Annotated in this window: 19 protein-coding genes and 1 tRNA gene; 19 read left to right on the forward strand and 1 reads right to left on the reverse strand. The window is 70.1% G+C overall.

Annotated elements, in window-relative coordinates; translation table 11 throughout:
• The first annotated feature begins 13 nt into the window (after nt 1–13).
• The 9 genes from uppS to HBH26_RS10810 all read left to right on the forward strand — a co-directional run bounded on the left by uppS (nt 14) and on the right by HBH26_RS10810 (nt 8,503).
• Nucleotides 14–736, forward strand: coding sequence for a polyprenyl diphosphate synthase (gene uppS / locus HBH26_RS10770; RefSeq protein ID WP_168134587.1), 723 nt, complete (start codon nt 14–16; stop codon nt 734–736).
• Nucleotides 737–801: 65 nt separating this feature from the next.
• Nucleotides 802–1,545: a phosphatidate cytidylyltransferase gene (locus HBH26_RS20700; RefSeq protein ID WP_168134638.1), complete on the forward strand. Its 744-nt coding sequence runs from the start codon at nt 802–804 to the stop codon at nt 1,543–1,545.
• Entirely contained in the window at nt 1,542–2,699 is a 1,158-nt protein-coding gene (gene dxr / locus HBH26_RS10780) for a 1-deoxy-D-xylulose-5-phosphate reductoisomerase (RefSeq protein WP_168134588.1), read from the forward strand. Before HBH26_RS20700 ends, dxr begins: the two co-directional genes overlap by 4 nt.
• Nucleotides 2,696–3,835, forward strand: a complete 1,140-nt coding sequence (locus HBH26_RS10785; protein WP_168134589.1) for a M50 family metallopeptidase — start codon at nt 2,696–2,698, stop codon at nt 3,833–3,835. The genes dxr and HBH26_RS10785 overlap by 4 nt, the downstream gene beginning before the upstream one ends.
• 156 nt (nt 3,836–3,991) lie before the next feature.
• Nucleotides 3,992–6,643, forward strand: a complete 2,652-nt coding sequence (gene bamA / locus HBH26_RS10790) for an outer membrane protein assembly factor BamA (protein ID WP_168134639.1) — start codon at nt 3,992–3,994, stop codon at nt 6,641–6,643.
• Nucleotides 6,643–7,305: an OmpH family outer membrane protein gene (locus HBH26_RS10795; protein ID WP_168134590.1), complete on the forward strand. Its 663-nt coding sequence runs from the start codon at nt 6,643–6,645 to the stop codon at nt 7,303–7,305. Before bamA ends, HBH26_RS10795 begins: the two co-directional genes overlap by 1 nt.
• A gap of 7 nt (nt 7,306–7,312) precedes the next feature.
• Nucleotides 7,313–7,786 (forward strand): 3-hydroxyacyl-ACP dehydratase FabZ, encoded by a 474-nt coding sequence (gene fabZ, locus HBH26_RS10800; protein ID WP_168134591.1) that lies wholly within the window; start codon nt 7,313–7,315, stop codon nt 7,784–7,786.
• Between the two features lie 95 nt (nt 7,787–7,881).
• Nucleotides 7,882–8,112 carry a 50S ribosomal protein L31 gene (rpmE, locus tag HBH26_RS10805; protein WP_168134592.1) on the forward strand — a complete coding sequence of 77 codons (231 nt, stop codon included), beginning with the start codon at nt 7,882–7,884 and terminating at the stop codon, nt 8,110–8,112.
• A 61-nt stretch (nt 8,113–8,173) separates the two neighbouring features.
• On the forward strand, nt 8,174–8,503 hold the full coding sequence (locus tag HBH26_RS10810) for a PilZ domain-containing protein (RefSeq protein ID WP_168134593.1): 330 nt from the start codon (nt 8,174–8,176) through the stop codon (nt 8,501–8,503).
• A gap of 14 nt (nt 8,504–8,517) precedes the next feature.
• On the opposite strand, the gene HBH26_RS10815 is transcribed toward HBH26_RS10810, so the two are convergent.
• Nucleotides 8,518–8,607, reverse strand: a tRNA-Ser gene (locus tag HBH26_RS10815).
• Nucleotides 8,608–8,720: 113 nt separating this feature from the next.
• Here HBH26_RS10815 and HBH26_RS10820 point away from each other — a divergent pair.
• From HBH26_RS10820 to HBH26_RS10865, 10 genes are all read left to right on the forward strand, one after another.
• Nucleotides 8,721–9,758: a lytic murein transglycosylase gene (locus HBH26_RS10820; protein ID WP_168134594.1), complete on the forward strand. Its 1,038-nt coding sequence runs from the start codon at nt 8,721–8,723 to the stop codon at nt 9,756–9,758.
• On the forward strand, nt 9,742–10,584 hold the full coding sequence (locus HBH26_RS10825) for an SPOR domain-containing protein (protein WP_168134595.1): 843 nt from the start codon (nt 9,742–9,744) through the stop codon (nt 10,582–10,584). Before HBH26_RS10820 ends, HBH26_RS10825 begins: the two co-directional genes overlap by 17 nt.
• An 8-nt stretch (nt 10,585–10,592) precedes the next feature.
• On the forward strand, nt 10,593–11,777 hold the full coding sequence (locus HBH26_RS10830) for a D-alanyl-D-alanine carboxypeptidase family protein (protein WP_168134596.1): 1,185 nt from the start codon (nt 10,593–10,595) through the stop codon (nt 11,775–11,777).
• A gap of 7 nt (nt 11,778–11,784) precedes the next feature.
• Nucleotides 11,785–12,411, forward strand: coding sequence for a dTMP kinase (tmk, locus tag HBH26_RS10835; protein WP_168134597.1), 627 nt, complete (start codon nt 11,785–11,787; stop codon nt 12,409–12,411).
• Nucleotides 12,408–13,388: an AAA family ATPase gene (locus HBH26_RS10840; protein ID WP_168134598.1), complete on the forward strand. Its 981-nt coding sequence runs from the start codon at nt 12,408–12,410 to the stop codon at nt 13,386–13,388. The genes tmk and HBH26_RS10840 overlap by 4 nt, the downstream gene beginning before the upstream one ends.
• Before the next feature lie 10 nt (nt 13,389–13,398).
• Complete coding sequence (gene metG, locus HBH26_RS10845; protein WP_168134599.1) at nt 13,399–14,952, forward strand: methionine--tRNA ligase; 1,554 nt, start codon at nt 13,399–13,401, stop codon at nt 14,950–14,952.
• A complete protein-coding gene (locus tag HBH26_RS10850) occupies nt 14,952–15,731 on the forward strand; it encodes a TatD family hydrolase (RefSeq protein ID WP_168134600.1) in 780 nt (259 codons plus the stop codon). Before metG ends, HBH26_RS10850 begins: the two co-directional genes overlap by 1 nt.
• The gene (locus HBH26_RS10855) at nt 15,728–16,507 is read left to right on the forward strand and encodes an MBL fold metallo-hydrolase (RefSeq protein WP_168134601.1); all 780 of its coding nucleotides are present in this window, start codon (nt 15,728–15,730) and stop codon (nt 16,505–16,507) included. The genes HBH26_RS10850 and HBH26_RS10855 overlap by 4 nt, the downstream gene beginning before the upstream one ends.
• Nucleotides 16,504–16,668 (forward strand): hypothetical protein, encoded by a 165-nt coding sequence (locus tag HBH26_RS10860; RefSeq protein ID WP_168134602.1) that lies wholly within the window; start codon nt 16,504–16,506, stop codon nt 16,666–16,668. The genes HBH26_RS10855 and HBH26_RS10860 overlap by 4 nt, the downstream gene beginning before the upstream one ends.
• Nucleotides 16,669–16,804: 136 nt before the next feature.
• Nucleotides 16,805–17,053, forward strand: a complete 249-nt coding sequence (locus HBH26_RS10865; protein ID WP_239024706.1) for a helix-turn-helix domain-containing protein — start codon at nt 16,805–16,807, stop codon at nt 17,051–17,053.
• Nucleotides 17,054–17,111 lie beyond the last annotated feature (58 nt).

Genomic DNA, 17,111 nt, shown 5'->3' on the forward strand with positions numbered 1-17,111 from the left:
GAGGCGCGGTCGCGTGAGCTCCGCGCCGATCCTGTCGGCCGTGCCCGCGGCGGCCGTGCTGCCGCGCCACGTCGCCATCATCATGGACGGCAACGGACGCTGGGCCAAGGCGCGGCACCTGCCGCGCGCCGCCGGGCACAAGGCGGGGGTGGAAGCGGTGCGCGCCGTCACCCGCGCGGCACGGGCGATGGGGATCGAGGCGCTGACGCTCTACGCCTTCTCCAGCGAGAACTGGCGCCGCCCGGCCGAAGAGATCGGCGACCTGATGGGGTTGCTGAAGTTCTTCATCCGCAACGATCTGGCCGAGCTGGTGCGCGAGAATGTGCGGCTGCGCGTGCTCGGCGACTATCGCCGCTTCGCGCCCGACGTCGTCGCGCTGGTGGACGACGGGCTGGCGCGCACCGCGGGCAACACCGGGCCGATCCTGGCCATCGCGCTGAACTATGGCGCGCAGGCGGAACTCGCCGCCGCCGCGCGCCGCCTGGCGGAGCGGCTGCCGCCCGAGCGGATTGACGAGGCCGCGATCGAGGCCGAACTGGAGACGCGCGAGCTGCCGCCGCTCGACCTCCTCATCCGCACCTCGGGCGAGCAGCGGCTGTCGAACTTCCTGTTGTGGCAGGCGGCCTATGCCGAGCTGCTGTTCGTCGATACGCTGTGGCCGGACTTCGGTGCGGCGGAATTGGCGCAGGCGGTGGCGGTGTTCGGCGGCCGCCAGCGCCGCTACGGTGGGTTGTGACGCCCGAGCCGTTGCCGCCGACGCCGGACGCCAGGCTGCGTACCCCGTCCAACCTGCGGCTGCGCATGATCGCCAGCGTGGTGATGATCGCCGTCGCCAGCGTGGCGCTGTGGATGGGCGGCTTCGCGTTCTGGCTTCTCGCCGTCGTCGTTTCGCTGTTCATGATGGCCGAATGGTCCGACCTTCAAAAGGTGTCGGCGAAGACCAAGCGGCTGGCGCAGTTCGCGCTCAGCGTGCCGCTGGCGACAATGGCACCGGCGTGGCTGGTGCTGGAAACGCGCGACTTCTTCACGCTGGGCCTGGTGGCGGGAGCCGCGTTCTTCGTCGTCATCGTCACCCGGCTGCCGCAGCTTGCGCTGGGCGTGCTCTACTGCGCGCTGCCGGTCATGGCGCTGATCGTGCTGCGTCGGCAGGAATGGGGGCTGCTGTTCGCGTTCTGGACGATGGCTTTGGTGTGGTCGACCGATATCGGCGCCTTCTTCGCCGGGCGCACGATCGGCGGGCCGAAGCTGGCGCCGCGGCTCAGCCCCAACAAGACCTGGGCGGGGCTGGTCGGCGGGATGGTGGCCGCCACCGCGCTCGCGCTGGCGCTGCACGCGGGGGAGGGGTTGCCGCTGCGCTTCGTGCTCGCGACGCCGCTGCTGGCCGCGCTGGCGCAGGCGGGCGATCTCTATGAAAGCTGGCTGAAGCGGGTGGCGGGCGTGAAGGATTCGGGCAACACGCTTCCCGGCCACGGCGGCGTGCTGGACCGGATCGACGGGTTGGTTCCGGTCGCGCCCATCGCCGCCCTGCTCGTCCTGCTGCCGTGAGGACGGTGACGATCCTGGGTGCCACCGGATCGGTCGGCACCTCCACGCTGGATCTGGTGGAGCGCGCGCCGGACCGTTTCCGCGTCAAGGCGCTGACCGCCAATTGCGACGTCGCGAAGCTGGCCGCAGCGGCGATCCGCACCCGTGCGGAACTGGCGGTGGTGGCGGACGCGACCTGCCTCGCCGAGCTGGAGCGGGCACTGGCCGGCACCGGCATCGCCGCGGCGGGCGGTGCGCGCGCCGTGTGCGACGCCGCCGCGCTGGGCGCCGATGTGACGATGGGGGCGATCGTCGGCTGCGCGGGGCTCGCGTCGACGATGGCGGCGATCGAGTGCGGCGGCACCGTGATCCTGGCGAACAAGGAGCCTTTGGTCTCCGCCGGCGACCTCGTCACCGCCGCGGCGCGCGCCCACGGCGCGACGATCCTGCCCGCCGACAGCGAGCACAACGCGATCTTCCAGTGCTTCGATTTCGCCCGGCCGGAGCGCGTGCGGCGGATCGTGCTGACCGCCAGCGGCGGCCCGTTCCGCGACGCCTCGCTGGACGAGATGGCACGGGTGACGCGGGAGCAGGCGGTGGCGCATCCCAATTGGTCGATGGGCGCCAAGATCTCGGTCGATTCGGCGACGATGATGAACAAGGGGCTGGAGCTGATCGAGGCGGCCCGCCTGTTCCCGGTGCCGGCAGACCGGATCGAGATCGTCGTTCATCGGCAGTCGGTGATCCACTCCATGGTCGATTACGTCGACGGTTCGGTGCTGGCGCAGCTGGGCCCCAGCGACATGCGTGTGCCCATCGCACACTGCCTCGCCTGGCCGGACCGGATGGCGACGCCGATGGAGCCGCTGGATTTGGTCGCCATCGGCCGGCTCGACTTCGAGGCGCCCGATCCGGTGCGGTTCCGCGCGCTGGCGCTGGCGCGCTCTGCGGTGGAGGAGGGGGGCGCCCGCCCGGCGATCCTGAACGCCGCCAACGAGGTGGCGGTCGCCGCCTTCCTGGCCGGCCGTATCGGCTTCCTCGAAATCGCCGCAATCGTCGACGATACGATGCAGCGCTACGACCCGGCCGCGCCGGAGACGCTCGACGCCGTGCTGGCGATCGACGCGGAAGCGCGGCGGCTGGCGGGCGAGCGCGTAGAGGATGGCGTGGCTTGATCCAGACCCCCGGTATAGTGCTGACCCTGCTGGCCTTCGTGCTGGTGATCGGTCCGCTCGTCTTCGTTCATGAGATGGGCCATTATCTCGCCGGGCGCTGGTTCGGCGTGAAGGCGGACGCCTTCTCGATCGGCTTCGGCCGCGAGGTGGCGGGCTGGACCGACCGGCGCGGTACGCGGTGGAAGATCGGCTGGATGCCGCTGGGCGGCTACGTGAAGTTCGCCGGCGACATGAACGCGGTATCGCAGCCCTCGGCGGAGTGGCTGGCGCTGCCCGCGGAGGAGCGCGCGCGCACCTTCCAGGCGAAGCCGGTGTGGCAGCGCGCGATTATCGTCGCGGCGGGGCCGGTCGTGAACTTCCTGCTGGCGATCCTGATCCTCGGCGGTTTCGCGCTCGCCTATGGCGACGCGCGCACCCCCGCCACGGTGGGGCAGGCGATCCCGGGCACGGCGGCGGCGGCGGCGGGGCTGGCCGCGGGCGACCGCATCACCGCCATTGGCGGGCGATCGATGGACACGTTCGAGGACATGGTCCGCTACGTGAAGATCCGCGCAGGCGAGCGGGTGCGGATCGACTATGTCCGCGGCGGCCGTGCGGCGAGCGTGGAGGCGACGATCGCCACCGATCGCCAGCGCGACCGGTTCGGCAACGACTATCAGGTCGGCTTGCTCGGCATCGCGCCGGCGGCGCCGCTGGTTCGTCCGGTCGGGCTGCTGGAGGCGCCGGTGATCGCGGTCGAGCGGACCGGGCAGATCGTCCAGATGATGGTGGAGACGATCGGGCAGATCGTCACCGGACGCCGATCCGTAAAGGAACTGGGCGGGCCGCTGTCGATCGCGAAGGTATCGGGCGAGCAGATCACGCTCGGCTGGGACGCGTTCGTGTTCCTGCTGGCGCTGGTTTCCATCAATCTGGGGTTCATCAACCTGCTGCCAGTGCCGATGCTGGATGGCGGGCACCTGCTGTTCTACGCGATCGAGGCTGTCCGTCGGCGGCCGGTCGCGCCGGAGGCGATGGAATGGGCGTATCGCGGGGGGCTGGCGGCGGTATTCGCGCTGATGCTTCTCGTGACGATCAACGACCTCGGCAATTTCGGCCTGTGGCGTGCCCTGTCGGGCCTGCTTCAGCCAAGCTGATCGAGCGGCGATATTGATCGCGCGGGCGGGTTCGGGCAGGGCGACGCGGCCCGGCCCTGATGACGAGGCGCGCGGATTTTCTCGAGTGGGATTTTGGTGACGGTGCTCAACCTTTCGACTTCGCGGGCCCGCGTGGCGGCCCTGCTCGGCTGCACCATGCTGGCCGGCATCCCCGCGTCGGCGTTCGCGCAGGCCCGGCCCGCCGCCGCCACGCCTGCGGCAGCCACCGCCCCGGCAACGTCGCCGACGGATAACGTCCGCACGATCAAGTCGTTGCGTGTCGAAGGGTCGCAGCGCATCGAGGCGGAGACGGCGCTCAGCTACACCAAGCTGCGCCAGGGCCAGCCCTATACCAACGAGCTGCTCGACCAGGCGATCAAGGACCTGTTCGCGAGCGACCTGTTCGCCGACGTCTCCATCTCCGGCGCGGAGACGGGCGACATCGTCATCCGCGTGCGCGAGAACCCGATCATCAACCGCGTGATCCTGGAAGGGAACAAGCGGCTGAAGGACGACAAGATCGTCAAGGAGATCAAGCTCAAGCCGCGGCAGATCTTCACCCGCGCCGCGGTGCGCCAGGACGTGGCGCGCATCATCGAGCTTTACCGGCGCCAGGGCCGCTTCGCCGCGTCGGTCGAGCCGAAGATGGTGTCGCTCGACCAGAACCGCGTCGACGTGGTGTTCGAGATTGCCGAGGGGCCCAAATCCAAGGTCCGGCAGATCAACATCCTCGGCAACGAGGTATTCGACGACGGCAAGCTGCGGGCGCAGATGGCCACGAAGGAGGCGCGCTTCTACCGCTTCCTGTCGTCCGGCACCTCCTACGACCAGGATCGTCTGGCCTACGACCAGCAGAAGCTGCGCCAGTTCTACCTGACGGAGGGCTACGCCGACTTCCGCGTGACCAGCGCCGTGGCGGAGCTGACGCCGGACAAGAAGGACTTCATCATCACCTACGTGGTGGAGGAGGGTCCCCGCTACAAATTCGGCGACGTGACGGTCGACAGCGACATCCGCGATTTCGACGGCAAGAAACTGGCGACGACGCTGCCGATCAAGAAGGGCGACTGGTACAATGCGAAGGCGGTGGAGGACACCGTCGACAACCTGTCGCAGACGACGGGGCTGTTCGGCTACGCCTTCACCCAGGTGCAGCCCGAGTTCCAGCGCGACCGCGAATCGCTCACCATGTCGATCAACTTCCACATCGGCCAGGCGCAGCGCACCTATGTCGAGCGGGTGGACATCACGGGCAACACGAACACGCAGGACAAGGTGATCCGGCGCGAGGTACGCCTGGCCGAGGGCGACGCCTTCAACACCTTCCAGGTGAAGCGCTCGCAGGATCGCATCAACAGCCTGGGCTATTTCCAGGACAAGTTCGAGATCAAGCAGACGCCGGGCAGCGCCGCGGACCGCGTCGTGCTGGAAGCGAACGTGGAGGAGAAGTCGACCGGCGAGCTTCAGCTCTCCGCCGGCTATTCCTCGCTGGAGCGTTTCATCATCCAGGCGAACATCACCCAGCGAAACTTCCGCGGTCGCGGGCAGGAGCTGCGCGCGGGCGTCAACTATTCGACCTACTCCAAGTCGATCGAGCTGGGCTTCACCGAGCCGTACCTGTTCGACCGCAACATCGCCGTCGGCGTCGACGTGTTCCGCCGCGACTTCAACTCGTTCAACTTCATCGGTACCAATCGCAACACCACCTACGAGCAGACGACCACGGGCTTCCAGGTGCGCGCGGGCGTGCCGCTGACCGAATTTTGGCAGCTCGCCGGGCGGTACAGCCTGTCCTACGACGACGTGGGGCTGGACGAGGCGACCTTCTTCACCAACGGCGAGTGCGATCCGCTCAAGGCCGGCCGCTACCTGTGCGACGCGCTGGGCAAGCGGCTGACCTCGTCGGTCGGCTATTCGCTGATCTACGACAGCCTCAACAGCCGGCTGCGGCCGAGCGCGGGCCAGCGCCTGTCGTTCAGCCAGGACTTCGCCGGGCTGGGCGGCGACGTGAAGTACATCCGCACCCGCGTCGAAGGCTCCAAGTTCAAGAGCCTGGGCGGCGGCTTCATCGCCTCCGTGGTGGCGGAGGGCGGCTACATCCACTCGCTGCAGGGGTCGCCGGGGCCGGGCCGCGACGCGATCCGCATCAACGACCGCTTCTACCTGGGCGAGCCGCAGTTCCGCGGCTTCGACATTCGTGGCGTCGGCCCGCGCGTGCAGCGTATCCGCTACACGACCGACACGACGGGCGCGCAGGTGCTGGTATCCGACCGCGACCAGATCATCGACGACGCGCTGGGCGGCAAGGCCTATTATCTCGGCCGCGTCGAGCTGGAGATCCCGCTCGGCTCCGGCGCGCGCGAGATGGGGCTGCGCCCGTCGATCTACGCGCAGATGGGCAGCCTGTTCAACATCACCCGGCCGCGCCCCACCGCCGTGTTCCCGACGACGACGGACGCCAACGGCAACACCGTGGTGCTGCCGCTGCCGCAGGTCGACGGAGCGGGCAATCCGCTCTATTACTACGTCAACGCGGCGGGCGCCGCGGTGCAGACGATCTGCGCCGCGGGCCTTCCCGACGGCAGCGGCGCCTGCAACGGCATCGTGCCCAACGTGCCGCTGATCGCGTCCGAGCCGTTCCTGGAGCGGTTCCTGGGCGATTCGGCCCGGCCGCGCGTGTCCGTGGGTATCGGCGTCAACTGGAACTCGCCGTTCGGTCCGCTCCGCATCGATCTCGCCAAGGCGCTCGTCAGCCAGCCCGGCGACGATCGCAAGCTCATCACCTTCAACGTAGGGACACAGTTCTGATGACGACGTTCAAGACGCTCCTTCTCGCCGCCGCCCTCGCGGTGCCGGGTGTCGCCGCCGCTCAGGTCGGCGGCGTGGCCGTGGCCGATCCGGAGGGTGCGGTCGCCAATTCCAAGGCGTGGGCCGCCGCGCGCGGACAGATCGCGACCACGTACAAGACGCAGATCGACCAGGCGAACGCGCGTCGCACCGCGATTACCACCGAGTTGCAGCCGCTGGTCGCCGCGTATCAGCGCGCCGCCGCCGCCCCCGGCGCCACGGAGGCCTCGCTGCGCACCCAGGCGCAGGCGATCCAGACGAAGGAGCAGGCCGCCAACGCCGAGCTCGGCCGTCTGACGGCGCCCGCCAGCCGCGCCCAGGCGTACGCGCTTGAGCAGATCTCGGCGAAGCTGCCCGAGGCGGTGAACGCCGCCGTGCGCGCCCGCAACGTCAGCCTGCTGCTGCGGCCGAACGCGGCGCTGTTCGCGAACCCGGCGGCGGATATCACCGCCGCCATCACCGCAGAGCTCGACCGCACGGTGCCCAGCGTGACGATCACGCCCCCGGCCAACTGGCAGCCGGGGCAGCAGCAGCAGGGCGCCGCCGCCCCCGCCGCGGGCACGCCCGCCGCGCCGGCGACCACCGCTCCCGCGACGACCACGCGGCGTCCCACCGGACGCTGATCGCACGATGGGCGACACGACCGACACGAACCCGGGCGCGCTCGACATCGGGCGCGTCATGGCCGCGCTGCCGCATCGCTATCCGATGCTGCTCGTCGATCGGGTGGAAGAGCTGGTGCCCGACCGCTCGATCGCGGCGATCAAGGCGGTGACGATCAACGAAGGCTTCTTCCAGGGCCATTTCCCCGGCCGGCCGATCATGCCCGGCGTCCTCATCGTCGAGGCACTGGCGCAGGCGGCGGGGGTGCTGGCGGTGGAGAGCCTGGGGCTCGCCGGGTCGGGCAAGCTCGTCTATTTCATGGCGATCGAGGGCGCGAAGTTCCGCAAGCCGGTGGAACCCGGCGTCCTCCTCCGCCTGGAAGTGACGTTCGTCCAGAAGCGCTCCAGCGTGTGCAAGTTCGCCGGCGTCGCGCGCGTCGACGGGCAGGTGGCGGCGGAGGCGAACTTCACCGCCATGATCGCCGACCCGCCCAAGGCCTGAACGCCGGGTCCATGCTTTGACTTTTCGCGCGCCCGCCGCTAGGCGCGCGCCTTCCTTCCGGCTGGTCGGAAACCAGCCATTTCGGAGAACGGAACATGAAGAAAGACACGCACCCCGACTATCACATGATCAAGGTGCAGATGACCGACGGCACCGTGTACGAGACCCGCTCCACCTGGGGCAAGGAAGGCGACACGATGACGCTGGAGATCGACCCGCTCGCGCATCCGGCCTGGACCGGCGGCAAGGGCCAGCTGCTCGACCAGGGCGGCCAGGTGGCGCGCTTCAACAAGCGTTTCGGTGGCGGTCTCACGCTCCGCAAGTAAGCGGAGAGCGACTGATCCAGATTTAGCGGATCCTTAACCATGGCGGCGTAGCATCGCCGCCATGTTCGCTGCCCAATACGAACCTGCCGAACGCGAACGCCGGCGCCGCGGATCCCGCGCGCCGGCGGGCGTGGTCGCCCGCGTCGACCCGGGCGACGAGCAGGTGCTGGGTCCGAAGACCCTCTGCCGCGTGGCCGACATCACGGTGCACGGCTGCAAGCTGGAAACCTATACCGCACTCAGCCGCGGCGCCGCGATCTGGTTGACGCTGCCGGGCGGCGGCATCGTGGCGGCGGACGTCATCTGGGCGGACGACTTCAACGCCGGCTGCGTCTTCCTCGACCCGCTGCGCCAGGCGCTGGTCGACCGGTTGGCGAAGCTGCACCGCTGATCGCGAACTTTCGCTGGCGGACAGGGTGGGATTCGAACCCACGGTGAGCGTGAACCCACGGCGGTTTTCAAGACCGCTGCCTTAAACCACTCGGCCACCTGTCCTCGCGCGCTCCTTTGCGCCGGAAGCGGCGCGCTTGTCGAGAGGCGCGATAGGCGGAGGGCCGGCAGCGACGATCGGTGGTTCCGCGCGCCCGGACGCTATGCCACAAGGCGGCATGGCCACGCGCAACGCTCCCTTCCTCCATCTCCTGCGGCTGGCGGCCGCGCTGTGCGCGGCAGCGCCGGCGGCGGGGCAGGACGATCCCGGCTTCCAATCCTATCTGTCCCAGGTCCGCGCCCGCGCCGCGGCGGAGGGTGTGCGCGCGGCGACGATCGACGCCAGCTTCGCCGGGCTCACCTTCAACCCCCGCGTCGTCGCGCTCGACCGGCAGCAGCCGGAAACCGCGCCCAATGCGCCCGTCTCCGATTTCGCACCCTATCGCGCGCGCCACGTCGATGCGGCACGCATCTCGCGCGGGCGTGCGACCTATCAGGCGCAGCGCTCCCGGCTCGCCGCGGTGGAGGCGGCGACCGGCGTGCCCGAGCAGATCATGGTCGCGATCTGGGGGCACGAGACCAATTACGGCAGCTACACCGGCAACTTCGACCTGGTCCGCAGCCTCGCCAGCCTCGCCTACGACGGGCGTCGGCGACCGCTGTTCGAGGGCGAGCTGGTCGCCGCGCTGAAGATGATCGACCGCGGCGTCATCTCGCGCGAGCGACTGGTCGGCAGCTGGGCCGGGGCGACCGGCAATCCGCAATTCCTGCCGTCGGTCTACCTGCGCCTCGCCCGCGACGCCGACGGCGACGGGCGTGCGGACATCTGGAACAGCGCGCCCGACACGCTGGCGTCGATCGGCAACTACTTCGTGCAGGCGGGCTGGCGCCCGGGGCAGCCCTGGGGCGTGCCCGTCACCGTGCCGGCGGGCTTCTCGCGCGCGGCGGTGGCCAACCGCCTCGTGTCGCCGCGCTGCCCGCGGGTGTTCCAGCGTCATTCGGGCTGGCGCTCCATGGCGGAGTGGCGCGCGCTGGGGATCGTGCCGGAACGGGGCAGCTGGCCCGCGGACGACATCCAGGCGGTGCTGATCGAACCGGACGGGCAGGGGAGCACCGCCTATCTGCTGACCGGCAACTATCGCGTCATCCTCGACTACAATTGCTCGAACTTCTACGCCCTCTCCGTGGGATTGCTCGCCGATGAGATTGCTCGCTAGCCTCCTCACTCTCGCGTTGGTCGCCCCCGCGGCGGCCTCCGCGCAGCTGCCGCCCGAGGCGGCGGGGGCGAGTGGGCTCAGCGGGACGGCTGGCGGCGGCAGGTCGAGCGGTGCGTACGATACCGTCCTCTACGCCGACGTGGAGCCGCTGCCCGGCGCCCCGTCGATCGCGGCGCCGCTCGCCGTGGGTAGCTACGCCGAGGTCACGGCGCTCGACAGCGGGCGCACCGTGCTGGTGCTCGTCGCCTCCACCGCGGAACGATTGCGCCTGTCGCGCGCGGCGGCCGAGGCACTGAGGCTGGCGTCGCGCGGCGCGGTTCGCGTGCGCGCGGTGACGCCGCCTGCCGCGGATGTCGCCGCGCTGCGCCGCGGCGAACCGGCGTCACCGCGGCTCGATACGCCGGAAATGGTGCTTCGCCCGCTGCGCCGGCAGCTGCCGGTCGAGACGGCCACCACGCCGCCGCGCATTCCGCTGGCGCCGGATGCGCGCGCGAGGCCCGGCGCCCGCACCGTCGCCGACTTCGCTCCCCCGCCGCCCACCGCGCTGAAGGTCGGCGCGGCGACGGTTCCCGCCACGGAAGTGCCCCCGGTCGAACTGGTGGGGCCGCCCTTCGCCGCGGGCCGGTTGATGGTGGGGGTCGAGACGGGCAGCGACGAGCGCCGGGCGCGTGACATCGCCGGCGCGCTGGGCGGAACGGCGGAGCGTCGCGAGAGCGGGTGGCGGGTCCGCGTCGGGCCCTACACCGATCTGGCCAAGGCGCAGGCGGCGCGTGACGGGGCGGTCGCGCGCGGCTATGCCGACGCCTTCATCTTCATCGTCGACTGAGTATCGCCATGACCAAGCTCCTCTCCGCCCTCGCGATTCCCGCAGCGTTGGTCGCGGTCGCCTATCCCGTCGCCGCTCAGGCACCGCAGGCGCCGCGGTTCGACACGCCGGCACCGGTCGCCTTCATGGAGGACCTGTCGTCGGGCGCGGTATTGTTCGAGAAGGACGCCGACCGCCGGATGCCGCCCGCGTCGATGGCGAAGATGATGACGGTCTACACCGCCTTTCAGATGATAAAGAACGGCGACCTGCGGCTCGACACCGAGTTCGAGGTGCGGCCGGAAACGTGGCAGCGCTGGCACGGGCCGCAGGCGGGATCGACGATGTTCCTGTCGGTAGGCGAGCGGGTGTCGGTCGCCAACCTGCTCTACGGCATCGTCGTCCTGTCCGGCAACGACGCCTGCGTCGTGCTGGCGGAGGGGATTTCGGGGACGGAGAGCGCGTTCGTCGACCGGATGAACGACCAGGCGAAGAAGCTGGGACTGACGAACAGCCATTTCGGCACGTCGAACGGCTGGCCCGACAACGGCGTCACCTACGTCACCGCGCGCGACCTGGCGAAGCTGGCCGCCGCCACGATCGAGCAGCATCCCCGGCTGTACAAGCAATTCTACAGCCGACGTGATTTCACCTGGGGCAAGACACTGGGCAGCGGTGCGGACATCACCCAGGCGAACCGCGACCCGCTGCTGGGTCGGGTCGCCGGGGCCGACGGGCTGAAGACCGGGCATACCGAGGAAGCGGGCTACGGCTTTACCGGATCGGCCGAGCAGGGCGGGCGCCGGCTGGTGATGGTGCTGGCCGGGCTCACCAGCTTCAATCAGCGCGCTGCCGAATCGGTGCGCTTCATGGAATGGGGTTTCCGCGCGTGGCAGGCGAAGCCCGTGGTGAAGGCGGGTCGCACCGTCGGCCAGGCCGACGTGCAGCTGGGCAATGCCGCCAGCGTCGATCTGGTCGCGGCGAAGGACCTGAAGGTCTCCGTCCCCTCCGGCAGCATGCCGCAGCTGTCCGGCAAGATCGTCTACCAGGGGCCGGTGAAGGCGCCATTCAAGAAGGGCGACCACGTCGCCGACCTGGTCGTCTCCGCCCCCGGCCTGCCGCAGCAGACGATGCCGCTGGTGGCCGGCGCCGACGTGGGCGAGGCCGGCTTCTTCCGCCGGGCGTGGCACGGCCTGACCAGCCTGTTCGGCTGATCGCGCGATGACGGAGGGACGCTTCCTCAGCCTGGAGGGCGGGGAGGGCGCCGGCAAGTCGACGCAGGCGCGCGCGCTGGTGTCGGCCCTAGCGGCGCGCGGCGTCCACGCCATCGTCACGCGCGAGCCAGGCGGCAGCGAGGGCGCCGAGGCGATCCGCGGACTGCTGATGCAGGGAGAGGCGACGCGATGGAGCGCCCATAGCGAGGCGCTGCTGTTCGCCGCCGCGCGCGCCGACCATGTCGAGAAGGTGATCCGCCCGGCGATCGGCGCGGGCCATTGGGTGATCTGCGACCGCTACGTCGATTCGACGCGCGCGTATCAGGGAGCGGCCGGGGGCGTGGACGATGCCGCCATCCTCGCGCTCCATGCGTTCGGCGCCCGCGGGCTGCTGCCCGATCGAACCTATTACCTCGCGCTCCCCCCCTCGGAGGGCGCCGCCCGCGCCGCCAAGCGGGACGGGGGTGGAGACCGGTTCGCGATGCGCGGCGAGGACTTCCACGCCGCCGTCGCGCGCGCCTTCGACGGCTTCGCCGCAGCCGAGCCGGCGCGCTATCGCCGCATCGACGCGACGCTTCCCGCCGAGGCGGTGACCCGCGCGATCGTCAACGACCTGGCCGACTGGCTGGCGTGACCGTCCTTCTCGGCCAGGATGCCGCGCGCGACGCCTTCGTCGCGGCGCTTCAGGGCGGCGCGATGCACCATGCGTGGCTGCTGGCCGGCCCGCCGGGAGTAGGGAAGGGCACCTTCGCGCGTCTCGCCGCGCGGCGCCTGCTGGCCGAGGGCATGACACCCGGCACGCTGCCGCCGGGCATGGACGTGCCCGACGGGCATTACGCCGCGCAGCTGCTCGCCGCGGGGACGCATCCCGACTATCGCGAGCTGGTGCGCCTCCCGAAGTCGGAGAAGGAGGCTGAGCTGCAGCGCAGTATCAAGGTCGATCAGGTCCGCACCCTGCTGCCGTTCCTCGGTACCGCGCCCTCGCTGTCGCCCCGCCGCGTGATCGTGATCGACGCCGCCGACGATCTCGAGCGGCCGGGCGCAGGCAACGCGCTGCTGAAGAGCCTGGAGGAGCCGCCTGCGGGCACCGTCTTCTTCCTCGTCAGCCACGCGCCCGGCCGGTTGATGCCCACCATCCGCTCGCGCTGCCGCCTGCTGCGGTTCGAGGCGCTGGCCGATCGCGACAGCGCCGCGGTACTGCGCGGCGCGATGCCCGATGCCGACGCCGACGAGGTCGACGCGCTGGTCCGCGCGGGCGCGGGCTCGCCCGGGCGCGCGCTCGGCTATGCCGGGCTCGACCTCGCGAAGATCGACGCCGCGCTGGCGGGCATCGCCGGCGACGGCGACGCCGACAACCGCCGCCGTCTGTCGCTGGCGAAGGCGCTCAGCGGCAAGGCCGCGCAACCGCGCTACGAGGCGTTTCTCGACCGCGTTCCCACCACCATCGCCGAGGCTGCGGCGCTGCGCCGAGGCGAGCCGCTGCGCGTGGCGCTCGATGCCTACGATCGCGCGCGAATGGTGGCGGCCAGCGCGCGCGCGCTGTCGTTCGACCAGCAGGCGACGGTGCTGGAACTCGCCGGGATCGTTGCCCGGCTGGCCGCACCGCGATAAGGCCGCCCGCATGGGCGAGCCCTTCTACATCTCCACCGCGATCAGCTACCCCAACGGGCGCCCGCACATCGGCCACGCCTATGAGGCGATCGCCGCCGACGCCATCGCGCGCTTCCAGCGACAGGCGGGGCGCGACGTCTACTTTCAGACCGGCACCGATGAGCACGGCCTGAAGATGGTGCAGACCGCGCGCGACCAGGGCCGCGACGTGCGCGATCTCGCGTCCGAAATGTCGGGCCATTTTCGTGCGATGTGCGACACACTGGGGATCGGCTACGACCGCTTCATCCGCACCACCGACGACGATCATTACCGTGCCAGCGCCGCCATCTGGCGCGCGATGGAGGCGGCGGGCGATCTGTACCTGTCGCGCTACGAAGGCTGGTATTCCGTCCGCGACGAGGCCTTCTACGACGAGAAGGAACTGGTCGAGGGGGAAGGGGGGGCGAAGCTGTCGCCACAGGGAACCCCGGTGACGTGGACCGCGGAGGAAACGTGGTTCTTCCGCCTCTCGAAATACCAGCAGGCCCTGCTCGACCTCTACAACGAGCGACCCGACTTCATCCGGCCGGAGGCGCGCCGCAACGAGATCGTGCGGTTCGTCGAAGGCGGGCTGTCCGACCTGTCCGTCTCGCGCACCACCTTCGACTGGGGCGTGCCGGTGCCGAACAGTCCCGGGCACGTCATGTACGTTTGGGTCGACGCGCTGACCAATTACCTGACCGGCGCTGGCTATCCCGACGCGCTGACGCCGCACTGGCCGGCCGATATCCACCTGATCGGCAAGGACATCGTCCGCTTCCACGCGGTCTACTGGCCCGCCTTCCTGCTGTCCGCCGGGCTGCCGCTGCCCAAGACCGTGTTCGGTCACGGCTTCGTCCTCCACCGCGGGGAGAAGATGTCGAAGAGCGTCGGCAACGTCGTCGATCCGCTTGATCTCGCAGGTCTGTTCGGCGTGGATGCGCTTCGCTACTTCCTGCTGCGCGAGGTGAGTTTCGGACAGGACGGCAGCTACTCGGCGGAAGCGATCGTCACGCGCGTCAACGCCGAGTTGGCCAACGCCTTCGGCAATCTCGCGCAGCGCACGCTGTCGTTCATCGCGAAGAATCTCGGCGGCGCGCTGCCCGACGCGGGGCGGGCGGAGCCGGCGGACGGGCAGCTGATCGAGGAGGTCGTGGTCGCCTGCGCGGGCTTGCGCACTGCCTTCGACGACCTGCTGCTCAGCCAGGGCGTGGAGGCGTGGCTGCGCGGCGTGTCCGCCTGCAACCAATACATCGACGCGCAGGCGCCCTGGGCACTGCGCAAGACCGATCCGGAACGGATGCATGCCGTGCTGCGCACGCTGGTGCGCGCCATCCGCATGCTGGCGATCGCAATCCTTCCGGTCGTGCCGACAGGCGCCGGCCACGTCCTCGACATCCTGGGTGCCGAGGACCGCGACCATGCCGCGATCGACGATGACGGCTGGTACGAGCGGATGGTAAACAGCGGATTTACCATCGCGGCGCCGACGCCCGCCTTCCCGCGGCTGGAGCTGCCCGCGGCGGCGGAGGAGGAAGCCTGATGCTCGCCGACAGCCACTGCCACCTGAACTACAAGGGGCTGGCGGAGGAGCAGGACGCGGTCCTCGCCCGCGCCCGCGCCCGCGGGGTGACGGCGATGCTCAACATCGCCACGCGGGAGAGCGAGTGGGACGCGGTGCTCGCCACGGCGGAGCGCGAGCCGGACGTGTGGGCGACGGTCGGCATCCACCCGCACGAGGCGGACCAGCACCCGCACGTGGACACCGCCAGGCTGGTCGCACGTGCCGCGCACCCGCGCGTCGCCGGCATCGGCGAGAGCGGCCTCGACTATTTCTACGACCATTCCGACCGCGCGCGCCAGCAGGCGAGCTTCCGCGCGCACATCGCCGCCGCGCGGGAGGCGGGGGTGCCGATCGTCGTCCATACCCGCGACGCGGAGGACGATACCGCCGCGATCCTGGCCGAGGAGATGGAGCAGGGCGCCTACACGGGCGTCATCCACTGCTTCACCGCCAGTGGCGCCTTCGCGGACCGGGCGCTCGACCTGGGCCTCTACGTCTCGATTTCCGGCATTGTCACGTTCAGGAACGCCCGCAACCTGCAGGAGACCGCGGCGCGCCTGCCGCGCGAGCGGCTCCTGATCGAGACGGACGCCCCGTTCCTCGCGCCGGTGCCGCATCGCGGGAAGACCGGCGAACCCGGCTTCGTCGCCGACACCGCCGCCTTTCTCGCCCGCCTTCGCGGCGAGGAAACCGAGGAATTGCAGGAATATACCGCACGAAACTTCCACGCATTGTTCACAAAGACACGAGTGCCGTGAAGGTTCGGATCCTCGGCTCAGGCACCTCGTCCGGCGTACCCAGGATCGGCAACGACTGGGGCGAGTGCGATCCAGCGGAGCCCCGAAACGCGCGCACCCGCGCGTCGATCCTGGTCGAGCACGAGGGCACGCGCATCCTCGTCGACACCGGACCGGACATGCGCGCGCAACTGCTCGCCGCGCGGGCGGGGACGGTGGACGCGATCATCTGGACGCACGAGCACGCCGACCACGTCTTCGGCATCGACGACGTGCGGCAGATCTACCACGCCCTCGGTCGCGAGGTGCCGGGCTACGCGCGTGCCGCAACCGAGGCGCGGTTGCGGGCGCAGTTCGGCTACGTGTTCGAGGGCCGGCACGGCTATCCACCCACCGTCGCACTGACGACCTTGCCCGACCGGCTCCGGATCGGCGGAATCACCGTCGGCGTAGTCGACCAGCCGCACGGGTCAATCACCTCGGCCGGGCTGCGCTTCGACGCCGGCGGCGCCAGCGTCGGCTATGCCACCGACATCAGCGACATGACCGAGGCGATGCGGTCGCTCTACGCCGGACTGGACGTGTGGATCGTCGACGCGCTACGGCGACGTCCGCACCCGACGCATCCCGACCTCGCTACCGCACTGCGCTGGATCGGCGAGCTGCGGCCCGCGCGCGCGGCGCTGATCCACATGGATCAGTCGATGGACTATGCGACACTGCGGGCCGAGCTGCCGGACGCCGTGGAACCCGGCTACGACGGGCTGGAGTTCGACTTGGCCAGGCCGGCGGCATGAGCGACGACGTCGGCCAGGCGCTGATCTACGCGCTGCTGCTGATCCTGCCGCTCTCCGCGCTGGCGGCGCGGCGGTTGCCGCTGTCGACGACGGTCCGCTACGCTTTGGCGTGGGGCGCGATCTTCCTGTTGGCCACGATCGTCGTGGCGAGCTTTACATAATGCTTATTATCGTTTCAAATTGCTGTAAGCGCTAAGTACAAATGGCACCAGCCCGCTAGATAGAAATGGCACTCTGCGGTGCTATCGGCGGGTCGCCGGTGTCATAGCCGTTCTCGGCAACGAGGACGCGCATTGTATGACGGTGCTGGCGATGAGTGCTGCTGAGATCACCCGTTTCGACACGCTGATGCGGCTCGACCGCGGCGAGATCCGGGTCGCGGACGCGATGGAGCTGCTCGGCCTTGCGAGGCGGCAGGTGTACCGGCTGCTGGGCCGCCTGCGAGAGGACGGCGCCAGCGGCCTGGTGTCGCGCAAGTGTCAATCGGCGTCCAAAAAGGACCCCCTATCGGCGTGCAAAAGGGACCCCCTTCGTCAAGCAGCGTGACGGGTATGGGGGTCGCACCGTTCGCGCTGGTTGCGGCGTAGGGCGGGCGTAGCCCGAC

Origin of the sequence: Sphingomonas corticis, assembly GCF_012035195.1 — a bacterium.
Lineage (GTDB): Bacteria > Pseudomonadota > Alphaproteobacteria > Sphingomonadales > Sphingomonadaceae > Sphingomonas > Sphingomonas corticis.

Bases quoted from the DNA above. Each gene is read 5' to 3' on its own strand.
- HBH26_RS20700 (WP_168134638.1), top strand. From the start codon at position 802: ATGATCGCCAGCGTGGTGATGATCGCCGTCGCCAGCGTGGCGCTGTGG.
- bamA (WP_168134639.1), top strand. From the start codon at position 3,992: ATGCTGGCCGGCATCCCCGCGTCGGCGTTCGCGCAGGCCCGGCCCGCC.
- HBH26_RS10795 (WP_168134590.1), top strand. From the start codon at position 6,643: ATGACGACGTTCAAGACGCTCCTTCTCGCCGCCGCCCTCGCGGTGCCG.
- fabZ (WP_168134591.1), top strand. From the start codon at position 7,313: ATGGGCGACACGACCGACACGAACCCGGGCGCGCTCGACATCGGGCGC.
- rpmE (WP_168134592.1), top strand. From the start codon at position 7,882: ATGAAGAAAGACACGCACCCCGACTATCACATGATCAAGGTGCAGATG.
- HBH26_RS10810 (WP_168134593.1), top strand. From the start codon at position 8,174: ATGTTCGCTGCCCAATACGAACCTGCCGAACGCGAACGCCGGCGCCGC.
- HBH26_RS10820 (WP_168134594.1), top strand. From the start codon at position 8,721: ATGGCCACGCGCAACGCTCCCTTCCTCCATCTCCTGCGGCTGGCGGCC.
- HBH26_RS10825 (WP_168134595.1), top strand. From the start codon at position 9,742: ATGAGATTGCTCGCTAGCCTCCTCACTCTCGCGTTGGTCGCCCCCGCG.
- HBH26_RS10830 (WP_168134596.1), top strand. From the start codon at position 10,593: ATGACCAAGCTCCTCTCCGCCCTCGCGATTCCCGCAGCGTTGGTCGCG.
- tmk (WP_168134597.1), top strand. From the start codon at position 11,785: ATGACGGAGGGACGCTTCCTCAGCCTGGAGGGCGGGGAGGGCGCCGGC.
- metG (WP_168134599.1), top strand. From the start codon at position 13,399: ATGGGCGAGCCCTTCTACATCTCCACCGCGATCAGCTACCCCAACGGG.
- HBH26_RS10850 (WP_168134600.1), top strand. From the start codon at position 14,952: ATGCTCGCCGACAGCCACTGCCACCTGAACTACAAGGGGCTGGCGGAG.
- HBH26_RS10860 (WP_168134602.1), top strand. From the start codon at position 16,504: ATGAGCGACGACGTCGGCCAGGCGCTGATCTACGCGCTGCTGCTGATC.
- HBH26_RS10865 (WP_239024706.1), top strand. From the start codon at position 16,805: ATGACGGTGCTGGCGATGAGTGCTGCTGAGATCACCCGTTTCGACACG.